Source organism: Mesorhizobium sp. L2C084A000 (genome assembly GCF_000502875.1).
GTDB lineage: Bacteria > Pseudomonadota > Alphaproteobacteria > Rhizobiales > Rhizobiaceae > Mesorhizobium.
Map to the genome: position 1 here is coordinate 24,065 of NZ_AYWX01000005.1, position 20,856 is coordinate 44,920.

Below are 20,856 nucleotides of genomic sequence, written 5' to 3' on the forward strand. Positions count from 1 at the left end.
GGATAGGCGGCCGCCGCTTCGGTCCGGCAAGACGGAAACCAGCCGTTCAGATGCCGTCGCGCTCGGCCTCTGGCGTCGAGACCAGCAACGCCGAAGCCGCGTTGGCAGCGGTGACCGCCGCGTGCATGGTCTCTCCTCGGGCAAGTCCCGCGGCCAGCGCGCCAACGAATTCATCGCCGGCGCCATGCGTGCTGGCGACCTTGACCGGGACGGCCAGCAGCGCAAAGGCCTCGCCGGTCTGGTCGCAGGAGGCGACGCCCTCGCCGCCCGCCGTGACAATCGCCACCGGATAAAGATCGGCCAGCAATCGTGCGGCTTGCGCGGCCCCGTCCTGCGTCTCCACCACTGCTGTGCCAGCCAGGAATTCCGCCTCGATTGCGTTGACCACCAATATGTCGACCAGGGCGATCAACTCGTCGGAGAGTTTGCGCGCGGGGGCCGCGTTGAGCACGACGCGGCCGCCCTGTGCTTTGACGGCGCGTGCGGCGGCAATGTTGCCGGCTTCCGGCACTTCGTTCTGTAACAAAAGCACTGCCGTTTGGGCCATCACATCGGAAGCAGAGGCAATGTCGGCATGGCCCAGTGTCAGATTGCTGCCTGAGACGATCACCGCGCCATAGTCGCCGCCCGCGTCGAAGATCGCCACGCTCATGCCGGAGCTGGCGCCAGCGGCCACCCGCACGAAGCGGTGGTCGACCAGCGCGCGATCGAGATTGGCCAGCAACGCCCGCCCGAAATCATCGTCGCCGACGGCGCCGATCATCGCCGCGCGCACGCCGGCCCGCGCCGCCGAGACAGCCTGGTTGCCGCCCTTGCCGCCGCATTTCGGGTGCCAGGCATGGCCGGTCACCGTCTCGCCCTTGCGTGGGCGGTCGGGCGCGTCGACCATGATGTCGTAGTGCAAGCTGCCGAACACGGTGACCAGCGGCGATGTCGTCATGAGCCCCGGTCTTTTCGTTTCGATGTCACCGCCGACATGGTGCGGCCGAGGTTGCGCTCCGCCGCCTGATAATCGCGCTGCGCCACCGCCACGAACAGCGCGTCGAGGATGTTGAGCTGGGCAATGCGCGCCGCTGCGTTCTCGCCCATCAGCGGCGAGCCTTGCGCGGTCGAGCAAAGCACGATGTCGGCGACCGCAGCCAGCGGCGAGTTGTCGTAGTTGGTGATGGCCAGCGTGCGGGCACCGTTCTTGCGGGCCAGCTGGATGGCGTCGATGACGGCCGACGTGTTGCCCGAATGCGAGAAGCCGACGGCGATGTCGTCGCCGCCGAGCAGCGAGGCCGACATCAGCATCATATGCGAATCGTCATAGACCGATGCGCGGATGCCGATGCGCAGAAACTTGTGCGAGACATCGCGGGCAATCTGCGCCGAGCCGCCGACGCCATAAAAATCCCGGCTCTTCGCACGGTAGAGAAGATCGGCGGCGCGGTCGAAATCCTCGATCTCGAGGATCGCCAGCGTTTCCTCCAGCGCCTGGATGGAGGTGCGGAACACCTTCTGCACGATCTCGGCCGAACTGTCGTCGGACGACAGTTCCTGATGCATCTCGGCGGTCGGCAGGCGACTGTATTCATAGACGGCGGTGCGGAAGTCGCGATAGCCGGAAAAGCCTAGCTTCTTGGCGATCTTGACCACCATCGCCTCGGACACGCCAGACTCTTCGGCGATCTGCTTCAGCGGAATGCTCTCGTCGAAGCCGCGCCGGCCGAAGACGGTTTCCACCACCTTCGCCTCCAACGGGGTGAGATGCGGCATCATCATGCGGATGCGTGGTCCTACCGCTTTCAGGTCCAGCCCGCTCAAGGTCATCCACGCCCCCTCGTCACGCGATCGATAAGCATCGCGGCGAGGATTATAAGACCAGTTGCCAGAAGCTGATAGAAGGACTGGACGTTCATCAGCGTCAAACCGTTGCGCATGGCGCCGAGGATGATAGCGCCCAGGATGGTGCCGACGATGCTGCCCTTGCCGCCCATCAGCGAGGCGCCGCCGATGGCGGCAGCCGCGATGGCGTCGAGTTCCCAGAGATTGCCGAGGATGGGCTCGGCGGCGCCGAGCCGGCCGATCAGGATCTGCGCGGCAAGCGCCGCCAGCAGGCCCGAGATCATGTAGGCGGCGATCTTGGTGCGGGCAATCGGCACGCCGGCGATGTAGGCCGCCTCCTCGTTGCCGCCGACGGCAAGCAGATATTCGCCGAAGGGCGTCTTCTTCAAAACGACCCAGGCGACGACAGCCACGCAGGCGACGATGACGACCGCCAGAGGCAGTCCAAACAGCGATCCGTTGAAGATGGCGCGGAACCCCGCGGGCAGGCCCAGAACCGGATTGCCGCCGGTGTAGATCAGTGCTAGCGCCCGGTAGGTGCTGAGCGTCCCCAATGTGACGATGAAGGGCTGCAGCCCGACATAGGCGACGAGCACGCCGTTGACGAGGCCGCAGGCAAGGCCAATGGCGAAGCCGGCGGCGATGGCCAGCGGAAACGGCACGCCGGCGACCATCATAGAGGCCGAGATGACGGCCGAGAGCGCTGCCGTCGGCCCGACCGACAGGTCGATGCCGCCGGAGATGATGACAAGCGTCATGCCCAGCGCCAAACAGGCATTGATGCTCGACTGCTGCAGGATGTTGATCAGGTTGCGCTCGGCGAAGAAGCCAGGCACCAGCGCGCCGAAGACGGTGAGGATCACGACAAGACCGATCAGCGTGCCGGCGTCGCGCATGGAAACCCCGCGCACGAATTCGGCCCGCGGCCGCACCAGAGTGGTATCCGACATATCCGTCACCTACTGCCTTGCCTGCTGTGCGGCCGGCGTTTGCGTTTGCGGGATGGCGTGCGCCGCGATCGCCTGTTCGCTGATATCGTCTCTGTGGAGTTCGGCCGCGATCGTGCCGTCGCGCATGACCAGCACGCGGTCGGCAAGCCGGATCACTTCGGGGAGCTCGGAGGAGACGACGATCACGGCATGGCCCTCGGCGGCGAGTTCCTCGATCAGATGATAGATCTCCGCCTTGGCGCCGACATCGATGCCGCGCGTCGGTTCGTCGAACAAGAGGATGCGGGTTCCCGCCGCCAGCCAGCGGCCGATGATCGCCTTCTGCTGGTTGCCGCCGCTGAACAGGCGAATCGGCCGGTCGAGCAGAAACGGCCGCAGGTTGACACGGCTCATCTTCTCGACGGCCACGTGTTTCAACCTGGCGTGATCGATGAGACCGCGCGGCGCGAACACGGCCATCGAGGCCAGCGCCATATTGCAGGTGATCGAGCGCAGCGGCACGATGCCTTCGCGTTTGCGCTCCTCCGGCACCAGTCCGACGCCGGCGGCAATCGCATCGCGCGGGCTGGCGAAGCGCGCCGCCTTGCCGTCGATTGCAATCGTCCCGGCCGTGGCGCGATCGGCGCCGGCCAAGAGCCGCAAAAGTTCAGTGCGGCCGGAACCGACCAGGCCGGCAATGCCCAGCACCTCGCCGCGATGCAGATTGAACGACACGTTGCGCACCTTTGTCGCCGAAGAGAGGCCACGCGCGCTCAGCATGACCTTGTTCGTGGCATGGGAATTATGGTGTTCCCGCGCCAGTTCGCGGCCGACCATCATCGCTACGACCGCTTTCTCCGACAGGTCTTTCAGATCGACGGAATCGACGACGACGCCATCGCGCATGATGGTGGCGCGCCGGCAGATACCGAACACCTCGTCCAGCTTGTGCGAGACATAGACGACCGCGACGCCGTCGCGGGCGAGGCCGGTGATGACTTGCGCCAGCCGTTCGAATTCGCTCGGCGTCAGGCTCGATGTCGGCTCGTCCATGGCGACGATGCGGGCGCGATCGAGCAGCGCGCGAGCGATCTCGACGATCTGCCGCTGAGCCACCTTCAGGGTACCAAGGGGTGCCGCCGGATCGATGGAGGGATCAATGGCCGCAAGAGCATCCGCAGCACGGCGCTCTTGCTCGCGCCGGGCGACGAAGATACCGCCGCGCGTCAGCGGATGGCCGAGGAACATGTTCTGGGCGACGCTGAGGCGCGGTACCTGCTGCAATTCCTGATGGATCATGGCGACGCCCGCAGCGCGTGCGGCGACCGGGTTGGCGAGTGTAACCGGCTTGCCGTCGATGAGGATGCTTCCCGCTGTCGGCCTGTAGACCCCAGACAGGACGCGCAGCAGCGTCGACTTGCCGGCGCCGTTTTCGCCGAGCAGGCCGTGGATTTCACCGGCCCCGACCGAGAGTGACACCTCGTGGAGCGCCCGTACGGCCGGAAACAGCTTGGAAATGCCCTTGAATTGCAGCCGGGGTGACATCGGGTTCTATCTCCGAGCAAGAGTGCCGGCCGGCAGCGAATTGCTCTGGCCGGCACCCGCCGATTAGCCTTATTGGCCCGCTGCCGCGTCATCGAGCAGGGCCTTGCGCGCGCCGGTGCCGGAATAGCGGTCGGCATTGTCCTTGGTGATCAGCGCCTGCGGCGTGGCGACAACGCGCGGCAGCTTCTGTCCCGCGACGAGACGCAGAGCTGTTTCCAACGCCACTTCGCCGGTCAGCACCGGGAAACTGTCGACCGTGCCGGTCAGTTCGCCGGCCCGTATGGAGGCGTAGGCATCGGAAATGCCGTCGGTGCCGAAGACCGCAACCTTGTCCTGCAGGCCGGCGGCCTTGACAGCCTCGACGATGCCGAGCGCCATGCCGTCATTGTTGGCATAGAAGCCGATCAGGTCGGGGTGCTGCTGCAGGATGTTGGTGGCCGCGTCATAGGAGGTTTGGCGGTCCCAGTTGCCGGGAACGCTGGCGACAACCTCGAAATTGCCCCCCTCGGTGATGGTCGACTTGAAGCCGTCGGTGCGCTGCACGGCGGCATAGACGCCAGCCTGACCTTCGACGATGGCGACCTTGCCGCCATTCGGACGATTCTTGATGAACCATTTGGCGACGCGCACGCCATTGTCGCGTTGGACATTGCCGACATAATGCTCGGCCTGCGGGATGACGGCGTCATTGACGTTGACCACCGGCACGTTGGCGGCCTTGGCCTGCTCCATGATCGGCTGCAGATTGGCATCCGTCTGCGGCGAGACGAGCAGCACGTTGTAGCCCTGCGTCACCAGGCCTTCGGCGATGGTGAGCTGGCCGAGCTGGTCGCCCTCGCTCTGCGCTGCCTGATAGACGACGGGAACGCCGACCTTGGCGCCGAATGCCGTGTAGCCCTCGCCCAGCGAGCGCCAGTATTCATTGGTCAGCGTCTTGGAGACCGCGCCTGCCTTGGTGCCTTCGGGCAGCTTGGGGAACGCGCCGAATTTAGCCTCGACCTGCGACCAGTCGATGCGGTCCTTTTCCGTGTCGGAATTGAGCGGCGCGAGGTCGGCGGCAAAGGCAGAGCCGATCGAGAGCGCCATCAGTGCGGCGGTAGCGGTGGCAAGCAGAAGTTTCATTGTATTCCTCCCTGGTTGAAAACGGTGATGGCGCGGATGCCTCAGCTATCCGGCCCGAGCATGATTTCCTGGATGATGGCCTGCGACGTCACCGCGTCCTGGCTGTCCATGGCGGCGGACAGGCGATTGTCCTGCTCCAGCCGGTCGACGACGCGCAGCATGCGCTTGACGGTGGCGATGTTGACTTCGCACTCGCGCACCGGATCGAGCCCGGTCATATCGGGGAACGTGTCGAAATAGATGGCGCCGGCGTAACCGTCGCGGCGAATCTGCCTGAGCAGCTCGATGGTCTGCAGCGTGTGCACCGCGCCGACCATCAGGCCGTCGTCGCGCTTGGCGTAGCCGTCGTTCAGGTGCACGCCGAGCAGCTTGCTGTGACGCGCCACCAGGGCCGCGGCAAAGGCCGGCTGTTCGTCGGCGTAGAGCACATGAGCGAAATCGAGCGTGACGCCGAGATTGGGCAGGCCGACATCGCGGATCGCCAGCAAGGTCGTCGCCGCATCCGGCATCAGGCTGTAGGAGCGTGGTTCGTTCGGTTTGTATTCAAGGCTGATCTGACAGTCGGGATCATGTGCCGCAACTTCACGAATCCCATCAATTTCGTGTTGCCAAAGTGTTGAATAGTCGGCCTGGAAGGCGTAGTCGAAGCCATCCTGGCCGAGCCACAGCGTCATCAGGCTGGCGCCGGCCTCACGCACGGCATCGATGCCGGCCTTGGTCAGGTCGATGGCCTCGCGGCGCACCGCCGGATCCGGATTGGTGAAGGCGCCGAGCTTGAAGGCGGGGTTGGAGTAGTAGCGCATGGCAAAGCCATTGATGGAAAGCCCGAGATCGCCCAGTTTCAGGGTGATTTCCGGGGGCTTTTCACCGACGTGGTCAGGAAAGTTGAGGTCGAGATCGGTAAGCCCCTCGACCTTGGCGGCGCGCGCCGCCATCTGCAGCAGCGACGGCTTGCCGGTAAGATCGGGCCACTCGGCCTGCGGTCGCGAGGCAAAGGAATTCAGGCGCGTGGCGAAACGGTTGGCTGTCATGAGCGATCCTTCATCGTCATGACTTCACATAAATATAGATATTTGTAAAGTTATTGTTGAGAAGTTGTGAAGCAGCCGCCAAGCTGGAACCGCCAAGGCGCGCAGAGGGAGCCGGCAGTTTCCTGGCCGGTGCCCTGGAGAGCCCGTCAGGGCAGGAGGCGCATGATGGCGCGTGCCGGTTACGGCCGACGCATTTCAGGTAGCGATTCGCCGGGTGTTCAATCTGGCCAGCTTAAGACGCCGGACGAATCCTTGCGGGAGACTTTCATCGCATCGGCCGGGCGGTCCTTGGCGGTCAATATGGCGCGCAGCCGTTCGGCGACGATCTCGGCCTCGCCGGGATGAAGATTGCAGGGGTCGAGGAAGAAATGGCCGCGCTCCACCTCATGGTTGCGCACGATGATCGGTGGCGAGCCAGTCGCCAATGCCGAGGTGAGGCCGGCCGCCGTGAACTGGCTTTCGGGCAGTACAAAAATCTGAAGCCGATCGAGAGGGTTGGCGGTCGGATCGGGAATGATCTGCGCGACAATGCCTGGCAGTCCCTGCAACGCGTCCTTCCACAAATTGAGCGCCGCCTCTTCGCGGCGGCGGATGCCGGCATGGTCGCGCTTTTCCCAGGCTTCCAGTGCGGCCATGGTGCCGGCGATGCTCTCCTTGCCGACTTTCATGGCGCGGGCGACGCCGCGGTTCTGCAGATAGGCGGCGCGCACCAGGTCCTTGCGCCCGGTGACGATGCCGCTGGTCGGCCCACTCAGGAATTTGTGGCCGCTGTAGATGACAATGTCGGCGCCGCGCGCGAGGAAGTCGCGCAGATCATACTCTGAAGCCGCATCCACGATCACCGGGACACCCCTGGCGTGGCAGATCTCGCAGAATTCCTCCAGCGACAGCATGCCATACTGCACGGTGTGGTGCGCAACGACATAGAGGCCCGCCGCCGTGCGGTCGTTGATCGCGTCGCGCACATGATAGTCCTGCGTCACGCTGACCGTGCCGGCCGGAACGACCCTGGCGCCCGCCAGCCGGACCGACTGGTCGATCGGCGCACCATAGTTGACGATGTGGCCGAGCTGGACGATGACCTCCGACTTGAGGCCTTCCGTGTTATCAGGCAGCCGCTCGATGGCGAGCAGATTGGTCCCCGTCATCGCACCGGCGATCGCCATAGTAATGCCGCTGGCGCAGCAGGCAGTGATAAAACCGGCCTCGCCGCCGGTCAGGCGCGCGACGATCGTGCTTGCGGCACGTTGCAGGTCATCCATTTCCACCCATTGCGAGGCCATTTCCGCCATGGCGCTGATCGCTTCGGGGACAATGATCGACGCGCCGAGCGCGGTCATCGTGCCGGAGACATTGATGATCGGGCGAAGGCCGAGCCGTTCGCGGATGGTGGTGTTGGAGCCGTCGGTGGAAGTGGTTTTCATCTCTCGGATTCCATTCTTCTAAGGTCAGGCGGCGATCTCGACAACCGCCTCGATTTCAACGGTGATGTTTCCAGGCAAGGAGCCGACGCCGATCGCCGAGCGGGCATGGCCGCCGATTCTGTCGAACACATCGGCAAACAGGTCGGAACAGCCATTGACCACTTTCGGATGGTCGCTGAAAGTCGGTATGGCGTTGACGAAGCCGAGCAGCTTGACGATGCGCACGATCCGGCCAAGGTCGCCGGTGGCTGCGTGCATGACGGCGAGCAGGTTGAGGCCGGTGAGGCGGGCATGGCCATAGGCCTGCTCGACGGTGACATCGTCTCCTACCTTGCCGGTGAACAGTGTGCCATCGGTGCGCAGCGGTCCCTGGCCGGACAGGAAGATCAGCCGGCCGCTTTCGGCATGGGTGACGAAGTTGGCGATCGGGGTCGGCGGCTCGGGCAGCGTCAGGCCCAACGCGGCGAGCCGGATATAAGGCGTCATGAAAGAAGGCTCCTTGCGACAGCGTTCGCTGTCCCGTTCTAGAAATGCGAGGCGCGGAAGCGTGCCAGGAAGGTGCGCAGGCGCTCATTGTCGGTGTCGGCTGCCAGGATTTCGGCGGGTGGACCCGCCGCGCTGACGCCGCCATCGGCCATGAAGATGATGCGGCTCGAAGCATCTCGGGCAAAGGCCATTTCGTGCGTGACCATGACCATCGTCATGCCGTCCTCGGCCAGGCTGCGCACGACCTCGAGCACCTCGCCGACCAATTCCGGGTCGAGCGCGGAGGTTATCTCGTCGAGAAGCAGGATCTTCGGCCCCATGGCCACTGCGCGGGCAATGCCGACGCGCTGCTGCTGGCCGCCGGACAGTTCGGCGGGCAGGCTGTCGGCCTTGTGGGCTAGACCGACCCGGCCGAGCCAGTGTTCGGCGATGGTGCGCGCTTCGGCGTTGCTCTTGCCGCGCACCTTGGTGAGGCCAAGCATGATGTTGCCGGCGGCTGTCAGGTGCGGAAAGAGGTTGAAGCTCTGGAACACCATGCCGGTCTCGGCGCGCATCGCGGCGAGATCGCGTTCGCTGCGACGCTGGCGGGTTCCGGCTTCGCGAAAGCCGACCTCCTTGCCGTCGATGCGAATCGAACCACTGTCATAGCTTTCGAGAAAGTTGACGCAACGCAGCAGCGTGGTTTTGCCGCTGCCGGAGGGGCCGATGACCGTCACCACCTCCCCCTTCGCCACCTGCAGGCTGACCGAACGCAGGACCTGGACGGTCCCAAAGGCTTTGGAAACGTCCAGGACGTCGAGAAGGGCCGGGGTGTTTTTCGGACTTGTGGACATTGCTATTCCCGGATGAAGGAGAAACGCCGCTCGAGCCGCCGGCTGGCGAGCGAAAGGGCATAGTTGACCGCGAAGTAGATGAGCGCGCCGAGAATATAGAGCGGCATGGCCTCGTAGGTGCGGCCGATGACCTGGTTGATGGCCTGCATCAGGTCGGTGATGCCGAGCAGCGATACCAGCGCGCTGCCCTTGACCGCATCGGTGACGCCGTTGATCCAGGGCGGCAGGAAGCGCCTGAACGCCTGTGGGAAAATGACGTAGGCGAGCCGCTGGCGAAAGGTGAGTCCGATCGCCATCGCCGCCTCGGACTGCCCTTTCGGAATGGAGCCGACAGCACCTCTGAAATATTCGACGACCTGGGCTGTCTTGAACAGGGTCAGCGCCAGCACGGCGGCCCAGAACGACGGCAGATGAAGCCCGACGGCCGGCAGTCCGTAATAGACAAAGAAGATGAGCACCAGGATCGGGATGCCGCGTATGGTGTCGCTGAAGATGCGCACGGCCCATTGCAACGGCACCGGGCCATAGACCAGACCGACGCCCATGATCACGCCGGCAATCAGCGAAAACACCACGACCAGCAGGGATACCCACAGTGTCAGCGCAAAGCCCTGGGCGAGGAAAGGCAAGGCATAGGCGATCTGGGTCAGCATGTCAGCGCGCCGCCCTGAACCGGCGCTCGACAAGCCGAAGCGCAAAAAGCAAGATGTAGCCGGTCACCAGATACATCGCCGTGACCACGAGATAGACCTCGACGATGCGGAAGGTGTTGAAGTTGATCCACTGGGCGCCATAGGTCAGCTCCGGCACCGAAATGACCGAGGCGACGGAGGTGTCCTTGAACAGCGATATGAAGGTGTTGGACAATGCCGGCAAGGTGATGCGCAGCATGGTCGGCAGGCGCACGTTGAGCAGCCTTTGCCAGGGCGTCAGGCCGATTGCCTTGCCGGCGTCCAGCTGTCCGCGCGGAACGGCTTCGAGCCCGGAGCGAAACACCTCGACCAGATAGGCGCCGCTATAGAGCGACAGCGTGACGACGAACGAGGTCGGCGCGCTGTAGGCGATGTCGACCACTGTCGGCAGGCCGTAGAAGACGAGGTAGACGAGCAGGATCAGCGGCACGTTGCGGATGAATTCGACGTAGGCGGCGATGATGGTGCGCACGATGCGTCCGGCAGACACGTACCAGACCGCCAGAACCAGGCCGATGACGGTGCCGATGGCGATCGATATGACGGCGAGCTCGAGACTGAGCAGCAGTCCTCCCCACAGCTTGTCGAAGTGCCGCCAGATCAGGTTGAAATTAAGGGCATAGCCCATGCGTCCGCCTCAGTGCCGCAGGCTTAGAGCAGTTCACCGTTTCACGGAAACGGCGACCCGCTCTAACTCTTTGTTTTGACGCAATTCCGGGCGGAAAACCGTTTCACACTTTTCCTGGAATTGCTCTAGGGAGGCGGAAGGGCGCTGGATACGCCCTTCCGCCCGGCAGGTCAGATGGCTGGGAAGCCGGGATGGCGCGCCGGCGGCTCCTGTCCGAAAAAGTCCTTGAAGGCGGCATCGTAGAGTGCGTTTTCGTGGCCGAACATGGCGATGGTGAAGGTCGAGTTGACGAAGGTCAGCCAGTCAAGGTCGCCTTGCCGGAGTGCCGCGCCATAAAGCATGCTCAGCCAGCTCTTGCCGGCGTCGAAATATCTGTCCGGATTGCGCGAGGCGAGCCAGCGCACCGTGGACAGATCGACGGCAGCGGCGTCGACGCGTTTCGATTCCAGTGCCTGCAGCACGTTGGCCTGGGTATCGATCTGCATGACCTGGCACTCGGGCAGCACCGAATGCACCTGCGCCTCGGCATCGACATTCTGCAGGATGGAGACGCGTGTCGCCGAGCCGCCGGCAAGCAGCTTGTCGAAGGTCTTGTTCTCGGCGGTCGGAAGGCTCAGCAGGGCGACGCCCTCGACGTAGTAAGGCCGGGAAAAATTGACCAGCTGCGAGCGCTGGGCGCTCATCGTCATGAACTGGATGGTGATGTCGACCTTGTTGGTGGTGACGTTGGGGATGCGCTGTGCCGGATCCTGCATCACGAACTCGACCTTGGTCGGATCGTCGAAAAGGCCCTTGGCAAGGATGCGCCCCATGGTGATGTCCATGCCGACGAGTTCGCCGGCATCGTTCTCGAAGTGCCACGGCGCATTGGTGCTGCCGGTGCCGACGATCAGCTTGCCGCGATCGAGCACGGTGCGCAGCAGGCTGTCGGGTGCTGCCTGGGCAGCGGCCTTTTGGGCATCGACGGTTACCGCCGCACCCACGACGCCGGCCGTGGCCAGTCCCGCCATTCCCAATTTCAGAAAATCACGTCTTCCGGATGTGTCGTTCACGGCGACCTCCTTTCGTTTGTGTTCCCCTTGCACAGGCAATACACGCGTCAGTGACGTCGAAGCGATTGTCTCTTACAAGAGACGCGTGTATCCTGTACAGGACAGATACTAACACCGGGAATCAACAATGCAAGATGGCAATGCCTCGGCACTTTCAGCCGGCGAGAAGATTTCGGGCTCCCGAGAAAAGGGGCTCAACCGGGTGCTCGAGATTCTGGAGTTTCTTCACACGACCCAGCGCGCGATCGGCATTGGCGACCTTGCCAAGGGCGTGAACGCGCCCCGCTCGACGACCTATACGCTTGTGCGGTCGCTGGTCGATGCGGGACTGCTGGAAATGCAAGGCGACGACAATCGCGTCTATTTCGGCAAGAAGCTTTATCTCTACGGAATGGACTATGTGCGGGGCAACGACCTGTTGAGGCGGGGGCGCCAGGAGGTCGACAATCTGTCGCGCGAGACCGGCGAGACTTCCGAACTGTGCATGCTGCAGAGCGGCCGCTATACGATCGTCCATGCGAGTCCCGGCACCAGGCCGTTCCGCATCAGTTCCGCCACCGGCCTGCAGATACCGCTGCCCTGGACGGCCTCGGGGCGGCTGCTTCTGGCGGGGCTGGAGAAGGCTGAGATCGAAGGCATGGTGTCAAACGACGATCTCGTGCTGCCCGACGGGCGCAAACTGCGGCTCGACGATTTCGTCGCCGACATCGCAAAAGCGCGGATCACCGGCTATTGCGTCACTTCAGGCCTTGTCGATGCCTATACCAAGTGCCTTGCCGCGCCGGTGTTTTCAGCGCCGGGCAAGGTCGAGGCGACGATGTGCCTGGTGGTCCCCATCGATACATCCGAGGGGCGGACCGGCGAACTTATCGGCCTGCTGCGTGATCGTGCCGCGAAGCTTTCGATCGCCGTGTAGCGCGAGCGAGCGAACGCCAACTCACGCAATGATGTCGGGAATGATCTTGTCTTCCAGTGCCATCAGCCGGTCCTTGAGGAACAGCTTCTTCTTCTTCATGCGCTGGATCTGCAGCGGATCGCAGGCCATGGCGATCATCGCGTTGATGGCCGCATCGAAATCGGCGTGTTCCTGCTTCAGGCGGGAAAATTCTAGGCGAATATCGGCCTGTTCCTGATCGGACATTCTCTACCGTCTGCACGTCTGCGGCGCCCAAAACTGGGCCTGATTGGGCGGGACCGGGTGTTTTGTCACCGGCGTGCAGCCCATATCACATTTCAAGGTGTCGTGGAATGCTACCACGGATCATTCGACATCGCGGCCGGATGGTGGCACAGTGTCATTGTGCCGTCACAGAAGCGAACCTGCGGTGGACGCGCCGTGACGGTTGCAATCGAGGAAAACCATGAAAGGGAGAACCAATCATGTCTCTTGCATCCCATCTTGATGAGTTGCAGCGGAAACACGGCGACATCGAACGTGAAATCGATGACGCGATGAATCATCCATCGGTAGACGACCTCGAAATCGTGAATCTCAAGCGACGCAAGCTGGCACTCAAGGACGAGATTGAAAAACTAAGAGGCAAACCGACCACGCATTGATGCCCTCCTGACATAGCCGCCCCATATCCGCGGCCTCTTTTCCCGGCGGCACCCCGCCGCCGGCGTGGAGGGTTTTGATTTTCCAGCACCGGTCTGTCAGCCGAAGCTGGACTTGCACCCGGCTCAATCTCCGCTTCGGCCGTCGCCCGTTTCGCCAGATCATCGATTGTTTCTGGTCGCCGGCGGCGGGCGATTCCGGCCAGTGGCGACCTGTCGCCATTGACAAGCCATCTTTGCTCCTCCACCTCATGCCCGGACCTCAGCGCATCGGCCCGGGGCGTCGTTGTGCGTCCATGCAGGACACAAGATGCTCCAGAGACAAAAGGCTGCCGGCATGACCGGATATTTTTCCTCTCCTTTTCCCCGCCGTACGTCGGTCGGCGTCGATGTCGGCGGCGTGATCGTCGGCGGCGGCGCGCCTGTCGTCGTCCAATCGATGACCAACACCGACACGGCCGATATCGACCAGACCGTTGCGCAGGTCGCAGCCCTGCACCGGGCCGGGTCGGAGATCGTGCGCATCACCGTCGATCGCGACGAGAGCGCCGCCGCCGTGCCGCGCATTCATGAGCGGCTTCAGCGGCTGGGTATCCACGTGCCGCTGGTCGGCGATTTCCACTATATCGGCCACAAGCTTTTGGCCGATCATCCGGCCTGCGCCGAGGCGCTGGCCAAATACCGCATCAATCCGGGCAATGTCGGCTTCAAGGACAAGAAGGACCGCCAGTTCGCCGATATCGTCGAGATGGCGATCAAGCATGACAAGCCGGTACGCATTGGTGTCAACTGGGGCTCGCTCGACCAGGAGCTTTTGACCCGGCTGATGGACGACAACCAGGACAAGGGTTTCCCGCTGACGGCCCAGGAGGTGATGCGCGAGGCGATCGTGCAGTCGGCGATCCTGTCGGCCGAGATGGCGGAAGAGATCGGCCTTGGCCGCGAGAAAATCATCCTGTCGGCCAAGGTCAGCGGCGTGCAGGACCTGATCGCCGTCTATACCGAGCTCGCCACCCGCTCCAACCACGCGCTGCATCTCGGCCTGACCGAAGCCGGCATGGGCTCGAAGGGCATCGTCGCTTCGTCGGCCGCCATGGGCATCCTGCTCCAGCAAGGCATCGGCGACACCATCCGCATCTCGCTGACACCGGAGCCGAATGGCGACCGCACGCGCGAGGTGCAGGTGTCGCAGGAATTGCTGCAGACCATGGGGTTCAGGCAGTTCGTGCCGATCGTCGCCGCTTGCCCCGGCTGCGGCCGCACGACCTCGACCGTGTTCCAGGAACTTGCCCAGAACATCCAGGCGGATCTCAGGAAGAATATGCCGGTGTGGCGCGACAAATATCCCGGCGTCGAGAACCTCAAGGTCGCGGTGATGGGTTGCATCGTCAACGGCCCGGGCGAGTCCAAGCATGCCGACATCGGCATTTCGCTGCCCGGCACCGGCGAGACGCCGACCGCGCCTGTCTTCGTCGACGGCAAGAAGGCGGCGACGCTGCGCGGGCCGTCGATCGCCGCGGATTTCGAGAAAATGGTCGCCGACTATATCGAACAGCGGTTCGGTCGCGGCGGCAAGGCCGCGGCAGAGTAAGTCAAATGCAGCGTTTCCTATGGGCGACGCTGATCCTGCTGTACGGGCTGACCTGGTCGGCCCTTGTGCAGGCCGATCCGCCGCAATCCGCTAAGCAGCGGCTGATCGACAAAGTCTGCAATCTGATCCAGGCGCATGCCGACCAGAACGGCCTGTCCAGGGATTTCTTCGCCCGGCTGATCTGGAAGGAAAGCCGTTTCGATCCCAACGCCGTCAGTCCGGTCGGCGCCGAAGGCATTGCCCAGTTCATGCCGGGCACCGCCAAGATGCGCGGGCTTGCCAATTCCTTCGACATCAACCAGGCGATTCCGGCTTCGGCTAGATATCTCGCCGAAATGAAAACCGGCTACGGCAATCTCGGCCTGGCCGCCGCCGCCTACAATGCCGGCGAGAGCCGGGTGTCGCGCTGGCTCAGCTCCGGGGGGTTCCTGCCAATGGAGACCGAAAGCTATGTCTTAGACATCATGGGCGAACCAGCCGACAAGTTCACGGACCGGGCCTATGCTGGAAAAGTCGAGCCGCTCGACGCAAAGACGGATTTTGCCGTCGCTTGCCGAAAACTGCCGGTGATCATGTCGCGGACGGTGGCCATGGCTTCGATCAACATAAAGCCATGGGGCATCCAGGTGGCCGGCAATTTTCGCCGCAGTGCCGCGATCAACCAGTGGCTCAGGGTAAGGAGCCGGTTCCCGGCCCTGCTCAACGGGCATGATCCGGTGGTCAGCCGGGTGCGCACGCCGATCGGCCGGCGCGGCATCTACGCGGTCAGGATCGGTGTCGACCGCCGCGCCGATGCCAACGTTATTTGCCAGAAATTGCAAAGTGTCGGTGGGGCGTGCGTGGTGGTGCGCAACCGGTAATTTGGCCGCTGCCGGCGCGATGTTCTGTCTGAGAAAGGCATTTATAAGCGACAGCCGGAACGTCGCATCCAGCAAAGATTTCAGCTATAGCGGCCGCCATCTTTACTGGGCGGCGGCCCTGTCTTTGACGAGCAGCATGGGTCTCAACATGTTCGATGGATACATTATCTGCGGCACGCCGAGGACCGGAAGCACGCTGCTGTGCAAGCTTCTGGCATCCACGAAGACGACTGGCGATCCGCACTCATTCTATCGGCGGCAGGATGTGCTGGAGTGGGCTGAAGAGTGGAAGCTGCCCGATCGCGACACGATGAGTGAGCTCGACTTCAATGTCGCCTATCTCAACGCGGCGATCGCTGCGGGCAAGGGTGGAACCGGCCTCTTCGGCCTTCGCTTGATGCGCGAAAATCTGGATGAGCTTTCGACGATCCTCGACCGGATTTTCCCGAAACTGCCGTCGGACAGAGCGCGGTTCGAAAGAGCATTCGGCAATGTTCTCTACATACACCTCTCGCGGGAGGACAAGCTCGCGCAGGCTGTCTCCCTGATCAAGGCAGAGCAGACCGGTCTTTGGCATATCGCTCCCGACGGCACCGAGATCGAAAGGGTCGCGCCGCCGAAAGAGCCTCAATATGATTTCGAGCGGATCAAACGAGAGGTCACGGAACTCGAGACCTATGACGCGGCCTGGAACATTTGGTTCGCAGAGCAAGGCATATCCCCGCTGCGTGTCGGCTATGAGCGCCTTTCAGGCAATCCGGCCGCGACATTGCTAGGCATCTGCGAAGCCCTGAGGGTCCGAGCGCCTGACGAGGAGGATGTAAGCCCCGGCGTTGCAAAGCTTGCTGACGCGACAAGCCTCGACTGGATGCGCCGCTATCGTCTGGAGGCAGCAGCCGTCTGACGCATCCCATGGATGCAGCCTAGGCGGTCTTCGCCACCACCGTTTCGCTGAGCCAGGTGCCGATCTTGGTGCCCAGGCGGTCGGGCGAAACTGGCTTCGGCAGATAGTCGTCCATGCCTGATTCGATGCACTTGTCGCGATCACCCTTCAGCGCGTGCGCGGTGACGCCGATGATCGGGATGTGGGCGCCCGTCGAGACCTCCATCGCCCGGATGGCGCGGGTCGCCTCATAGCCGTTCATTTCGGGCATCGAGACATCCATCAGGATCAGCTTGGGGCGCAGCGCCCGGTACATCTCGACCGCCGTGCGGCCATTGCCGGCGATGCGGTAGCTCAAGCCCAACCCGTTGAGGATTTGGCCGAACACCAGCTGGTTCACGTCATTGTCCTCGGCAATGAGGATGTCGATCGGTCCGTTCGGCGCGGTTGTCGATTCCGGCGCTGCCGCGACCGGCATTGCCGGGCCGCGGATGACGGTGAAGGCGGGCGGCGCCGCCGGGGGAGCCTGCACGATCGGTTCGCGGACGAACCGCGCCTTGCCGACCTGCGAGCGGGNGGAGTTCAGACGTGTGCTCTTCCGATCTGGTCAGCAACACCACCGGGATGGAGGACAGCCGGCTGTCGGAAGCAATGGCTCTGGCGACGTCGGCGCCGTTCATGCCCGGCATTTGGTAGTCGAGGATGATGCAGTCGACGGCGGCGCCCAATTGAAAGGCGCGGTCGAGGAAAGCAAGCCCAACCGCGCCGCTTTCGGCGGCGGCGCAATCGAAGCTCCAGCTTCTGAGCTGCTCGAGCAGGATTTCGCGGTTGACCGGATTGTCGTCGATGACCAGCACGCGCGCGCCGGTGACGTCGACCGGCACGATCTCGTCGCGCGCCGCCGCCTGATGCGCGGCCAGCGGCACCGCGAACCAGAACACCGAGCCGCGGCCGATCTCGCTTTCGACGCCGATCTTGCCGCCCATCAGGTCGATGAGGCGGGCGNACACCGATCTTGCCTGCCATCAGGTCGACGAGGCGGGCGGCGATGGCGAGGCCCAGCCCCGTGCCCTCATGACGGCGGGTGGACGAGCCGTCCACCTGCGCGAATTTCTCGAATACATTCTGCAGTTTCTCGGCCGGTATGCCGATGCCGGTGTCTTCGACGCGGACCTTGAGCTGGACCACGTCGTTGACGATTTCGCCGCCGACATCGATCAGCACATGACCCTTTTCGGTGAACTTCACGGCATTGCCAAGCAGGTTGGTGATGATCTGCCGGAACCGGCCGGCGTCGCCGACGACATGGGCCGGCAGGCGCGGGTCGACACGCACGATCAGTTCGAGGTTCTTTTCGGCGACGCGCGCCGAGACCAGCGTCGCCACATCCTCGACCGCCTCGGAAAGGCGAAAGGGAGCAGGGTCGAGGGTGAGCTGGCCGGCATTGATCTTGGAGAAATCGAGGATGTCGTTGATGATGGTGAGCAACGCGTTGCCGGATTTGACGATGACGTCCGTGAAGGTCTTTTGGCGCGGGGTCAGATCGGTCTTCGCCAGCAGTTCGGCCATGCCGAGCACGCCGTTCATCGGCGTGCGGATTTCGTGGCTCATATTGGCCAGGAATTCCGATTTGGCGCGGTCGGCGGCCTCGGCCTTGAACAGGGATTCGGCGGATTCGGCAAAGGCGCGGCGGATTGCCACTTCCATCGGGCGGAAGATCCAGAAGGCGACGATGGCAAGTGCCGCGAACAGGATGCCGCTCGCCCACAGCAGCAGTCTGTCGCTTGAGGCATCGGCCAGGTGGCGCTCATCATCCATGGCGGTGCGGACGCGAACCAGCATAGGCTGGGCAAACAGGTCGTTCTGGTTGCGGATTTCGCGATAGCTCCACTCGTCGACCTTCTGCGCCACCGACATCAGGTTAAAATTGCGCACCATGTCGCGCGGCGACCAGAACAGATCGCCGTTGACGGAAGCGGACTGGAGTTCGTTGACGGTCTTGATCGACAGCCGCGGCTTGATCGCCGCAAGCTGGGCGGTCAGCGTCTCGATCTCGCCGGTCAGACGCTCCGAATGGCCGCGCGCCGATGTGGTCAGGGCATCGCGTGTCTCCGCCCGCCAGGCTGTGCCGGTCGTCTCGGCAAAGCTGGTCGCGTTGCGCAGGTCGCGGGTGAAGATGACGAGATTGCTGCTCAGCGCATCGATGTCGCGGCGAAAGGAATTGACGCGGTCAAGCGCAATCACGATGCCGGCGGAAGCCAGCGCGAAGATCAGCAACCCTGAAATATAGCGGATCCGGACCGACCGGATGAAGGACGAATATTCAGGCATGCGCAACCCCAACACATACGCACCATTTTAATGGCCGGGATTACGCTTCATTTACATTAAAATTTCGTTCGTGCGGGTAGGCAGGCCGTGCGAGCCGCCGGATGGACAGCACGCCTAGGCCGCTTCCACGACGAGGGCGCGGATGCGGCCACTCACCGGACCTTCCCCGAACCGTTTCCCAAGGGCATTCGCCACGTATCGCGTCGCCTCCTCCAGCGAGCCACCGCGCGCCTCGATCTCGGCCCGCAGGGGCGTGCCCTGGCAATAGGCCGCGGCCGCCTCATATGGCGAGGAAGCGGCGCTGACGGCATCCAGCGGCTCTATGGTGATGTCACGGAAGCCGGCGGCATGAAGGTCGGCGCGGATGACGTCCGCATCGTGATAGCCATGCGGCGTCCTTGCCATGAAGCGAGGCGGATCGGCCGGAAAGAAATGGCCGAGTGCCCGCGTCACTTCCTCGGCGAACTCGTTGTCTTCGATGGCACCCCAGACGTTGAACAGGAAATGCCCGCCCGGCCGCATCATCCGCCGCGCTTGCCCGTAGGCGCCCACCCGATCGGGGAAGAACATCGCGCCAAATTGGCAGACCACGGCGTCGAACCGGGCGTCCTCGAAGGGCAGTGCCTGGGCGTCGGCCTGCTGCCAGATGATACGAGGATCGTCCGACATCCGCGTGCGCGCGTGGTCGAGCATCGGCTGGTTAAGGTCGGTGGCCACGATGCGTGTTTGCGCCGGCAATCTTGCTGCCAGCGCACGCGTCACCACACCGGTGCCCGCCGCCACTTCGAGCACCGATTGCGGCCCGAGCTTCGACACTCTCTCCGCCAGATCCTGCGCATAGGGCTCGAAGATCAGCGGCACCATCGCCCGGTCGTAGACTTCGGGAATGGAACCGGTGAACAGCTTGTCGGTGGTCGACATGGCATCCCTCCAACTCTATCCGCACCGCGTGCTTGCCGTGCGGTGGCAAAGCGATGTCGATCCTCTGCCTCGGCAGGCTTCCGCTCAAGCTCTATTTCAGAACCGGCCGGCGGGGACGTGCGTGCGTCGATCAGCTCGATGTTCCGGCTGGCACAACCTCAGCTGTTACGCGCCGCCACGAACGTCGCCGCTTCCTTCAGCAATTGGGCATCGTCGCCATAGGGCTCAAGCAGTGCATGGGCCTGTTCGACGAGGCCGTGAAGCTGGCCGCGTGCCCAATTCGCACCATGCAAGGCCACCAGCGTCGCCTTGCCGGCGGCGGCGTCCTTGCCGGTCGCCTTGCCCATCTGGCTGGCATCGGCGGTCAAATCGAGCAGGTCGTCGGCAAGCTGGAAGGCAAGACCGATCGCCGAGNCCAGCCGCTCGCGGTCATCGGCTGGTGCACCGGCAATGAGTGCGCCTGCCTCGCAAGCGAAACGGATCAGCGCGCCGGTCTTCATCGCCTGCAGCCGGATGATGCCGGTCTCGTCCGGCGGCGCCTGTTCGGCTTCGAGGTCGAGCTTCTGGCCGCCGACCATGCCACCGGCTCCGGCCGCACGGGCAAGCGCCAGCACCAGGGCTACCCGCCGTTCCGCCGGCAGGGCGGTCGCCTCGCCAGCAATGATGTCGAAGGCCAGCGTCAGCAAGGCGTCGCCGGCCAGGATAGCGGTCGCTTCGTCGAAGGCTCTGTGCACGGTCGGCTGGCCACGGCGCAGATCGTCGTCGTCCATGGCGGGCAGATCGTCGTGTATCAGCGAATAGCAATGCACGCATTCAAGGGCTGCGGCGACGCGCAATGCCGCCTCGCCATCGGCGGAAAAAAGGGCGGCACTTTCCATGACCAGGAAAGGGCGCAGGCGCTTGCCGCCGTTCAGCACGCCGTGCCGCATCGCCGCCATCAAACGCTCAGGCCGCGCGATCTCGCCCGAAAGCGCACGGTCGTCGAGCAGCCGCCGCAGCAGCACCTCGACGGCGGCTGCCCGTCTGATCAGCGCCATTTCGAACGCCATTTGGTCGTCATTCGTCATGGCCCGGACCGGTAGCCGACACTCAGACGTTGCGCAAGAAGCCAAGCGCCATTATGCCGGGGCAGGGAGAAGCACGG

20 protein-coding genes are annotated in these 20,856 nt (G+C 63.6%); 5 read left to right on the forward strand and 15 right to left on the reverse strand.

Annotated elements, in window-relative coordinates:
* Positions 1–46: 46 nt before the first annotated feature.
* The 12 genes from X735_RS153150 to X735_RS153095 form a co-directional block, all read right to left on the reverse strand.
* On the reverse strand, positions 47–940 hold the full coding sequence (locus X735_RS153150; RefSeq protein WP_023810927.1) for a ribokinase: 894 nt from the start codon (positions 938–940) through the stop codon (positions 47–49).
* Positions 937–1,812 (reverse strand): MurR/RpiR family transcriptional regulator, encoded by an 876-nt coding sequence (locus X735_RS153145; RefSeq protein ID WP_023810928.1) that lies wholly within the window; start codon positions 1,810–1,812, stop codon positions 937–939. Before X735_RS153145 ends, X735_RS153150 begins: the two co-directional genes overlap by 4 nt.
* On the reverse strand, positions 1,809–2,777 hold the full coding sequence (locus tag X735_RS153140) for an ABC transporter permease (protein ID WP_023810929.1): 969 nt from the start codon (positions 2,775–2,777) through the stop codon (positions 1,809–1,811). The genes X735_RS153145 and X735_RS153140 overlap by 4 nt, the downstream gene beginning before the upstream one ends.
* 9 nt (positions 2,778–2,786) lie before the next feature.
* The gene (locus X735_RS153135; RefSeq protein WP_023810930.1) at positions 2,787–4,301 is read right to left on the reverse strand and encodes a sugar ABC transporter ATP-binding protein; all 1,515 of its coding nucleotides are present in this window, start codon (positions 4,299–4,301) and stop codon (positions 2,787–2,789) included.
* Between the two features lie 69 nt (positions 4,302–4,370).
* Positions 4,371–5,423: a substrate-binding domain-containing protein gene (locus tag X735_RS153130; RefSeq protein WP_023810931.1), complete on the reverse strand. Its 1,053-nt coding sequence runs from the start codon at positions 5,421–5,423 to the stop codon at positions 4,371–4,373.
* A 41-nt stretch (positions 5,424–5,464) separates the two neighbouring features.
* A complete protein-coding gene (locus X735_RS153125; RefSeq protein WP_023810932.1) occupies positions 5,465–6,454 on the reverse strand; it encodes a TIM barrel protein in 990 nt (329 codons plus the stop codon).
* Positions 6,455–6,672: 218 nt separating this feature from the next.
* Positions 6,673–7,878, reverse strand: coding sequence for an aminotransferase class V-fold PLP-dependent enzyme (locus X735_RS153120; protein ID WP_031213161.1), 1,206 nt, complete (start codon positions 7,876–7,878; stop codon positions 6,673–6,675).
* Between the two features lie 24 nt (positions 7,879–7,902).
* Complete coding sequence (locus X735_RS153115; protein WP_023810934.1) at positions 7,903–8,364, reverse strand: RidA family protein; 462 nt, start codon at positions 8,362–8,364, stop codon at positions 7,903–7,905.
* 38 nt (positions 8,365–8,402) lie between these two features.
* Positions 8,403–9,197 (reverse strand): amino acid ABC transporter ATP-binding protein, encoded by a 795-nt coding sequence (locus X735_RS153110; protein WP_023810935.1) that lies wholly within the window; start codon positions 9,195–9,197, stop codon positions 8,403–8,405.
* Positions 9,198–9,199: 2 nt separating this feature from the next.
* Entirely contained in the window at positions 9,200–9,850 is a 651-nt protein-coding gene (locus tag X735_RS153105) for an amino acid ABC transporter permease (RefSeq protein ID WP_023810936.1), read from the reverse strand.
* 1 nt (position 9,851) lies between these two features.
* Entirely contained in the window at positions 9,852–10,517 is a 666-nt protein-coding gene (locus X735_RS153100; protein WP_023810937.1) for an amino acid ABC transporter permease, read from the reverse strand.
* 170 nt (positions 10,518–10,687) lie between these two features.
* Positions 10,688–11,569, reverse strand: coding sequence for a transporter substrate-binding domain-containing protein (locus tag X735_RS153095; protein ID WP_031213162.1), 882 nt, complete (start codon positions 11,567–11,569; stop codon positions 10,688–10,690).
* Between the two features lie 127 nt (positions 11,570–11,696).
* Between X735_RS153095 and X735_RS153090 the strand changes: the two genes are divergently transcribed.
* Positions 11,697–12,485, forward strand: a complete 789-nt coding sequence (locus X735_RS153090) for an IclR family transcriptional regulator (protein ID WP_023810939.1) — start codon at positions 11,697–11,699, stop codon at positions 12,483–12,485.
* A gap of 21 nt (positions 12,486–12,506) precedes the next feature.
* Here X735_RS153090 and X735_RS153085 read toward each other — a convergent pair whose 3' ends face one another.
* Positions 12,507–12,710: a DUF465 domain-containing protein gene (locus X735_RS153085; RefSeq protein WP_013529216.1), complete on the reverse strand. Its 204-nt coding sequence runs from the start codon at positions 12,708–12,710 to the stop codon at positions 12,507–12,509.
* Between the two features lie 239 nt (positions 12,711–12,949).
* On the opposite strand from X735_RS153085, the gene X735_RS153080 reads away from it, so the two are divergent.
* From X735_RS153080 to X735_RS153065, 4 genes are all read left to right on the forward strand, one after another.
* Complete coding sequence (locus X735_RS153080) at positions 12,950–13,129, forward strand: YdcH family protein (RefSeq protein WP_013529217.1); 180 nt, start codon at positions 12,950–12,952, stop codon at positions 13,127–13,129.
* 334 nt (positions 13,130–13,463) lie between these two features.
* Positions 13,464–14,717, forward strand: coding sequence for a flavodoxin-dependent (E)-4-hydroxy-3-methylbut-2-enyl-diphosphate synthase (ispG, locus tag X735_RS153075; RefSeq protein ID WP_023810940.1), 1,254 nt, complete (start codon positions 13,464–13,466; stop codon positions 14,715–14,717).
* A gap of 5 nt (positions 14,718–14,722) precedes the next feature.
* Positions 14,723–15,577, forward strand: a complete 855-nt coding sequence (locus tag X735_RS153070) for a lytic transglycosylase domain-containing protein (protein WP_023810941.1) — start codon at positions 14,723–14,725, stop codon at positions 15,575–15,577.
* Between the two features lies 1 nt (position 15,578).
* Positions 15,579–16,481, forward strand: coding sequence for a Stf0 family sulfotransferase (locus tag X735_RS153065; protein WP_245273206.1), 903 nt, complete (start codon positions 15,579–15,581; stop codon positions 16,479–16,481).
* A gap of 2,424 nt (positions 16,482–18,905) precedes the next feature.
* On the opposite strand, the gene X735_RS153060 is transcribed toward X735_RS153065, so the two are convergent.
* Positions 18,906–19,712 (reverse strand): class I SAM-dependent methyltransferase, encoded by an 807-nt coding sequence (locus X735_RS153060; protein WP_023810943.1) that lies wholly within the window; start codon positions 19,710–19,712, stop codon positions 18,906–18,908.
* A 158-nt stretch (positions 19,713–19,870) separates the two neighbouring features.
* Positions 19,871–20,779, reverse strand: coding sequence for a polyprenyl synthetase family protein (locus X735_RS153055; RefSeq protein WP_023810944.1), 909 nt, complete (start codon positions 20,777–20,779; stop codon positions 19,871–19,873).
* Positions 20,780–20,856: the final 77 nt, after the last annotated feature.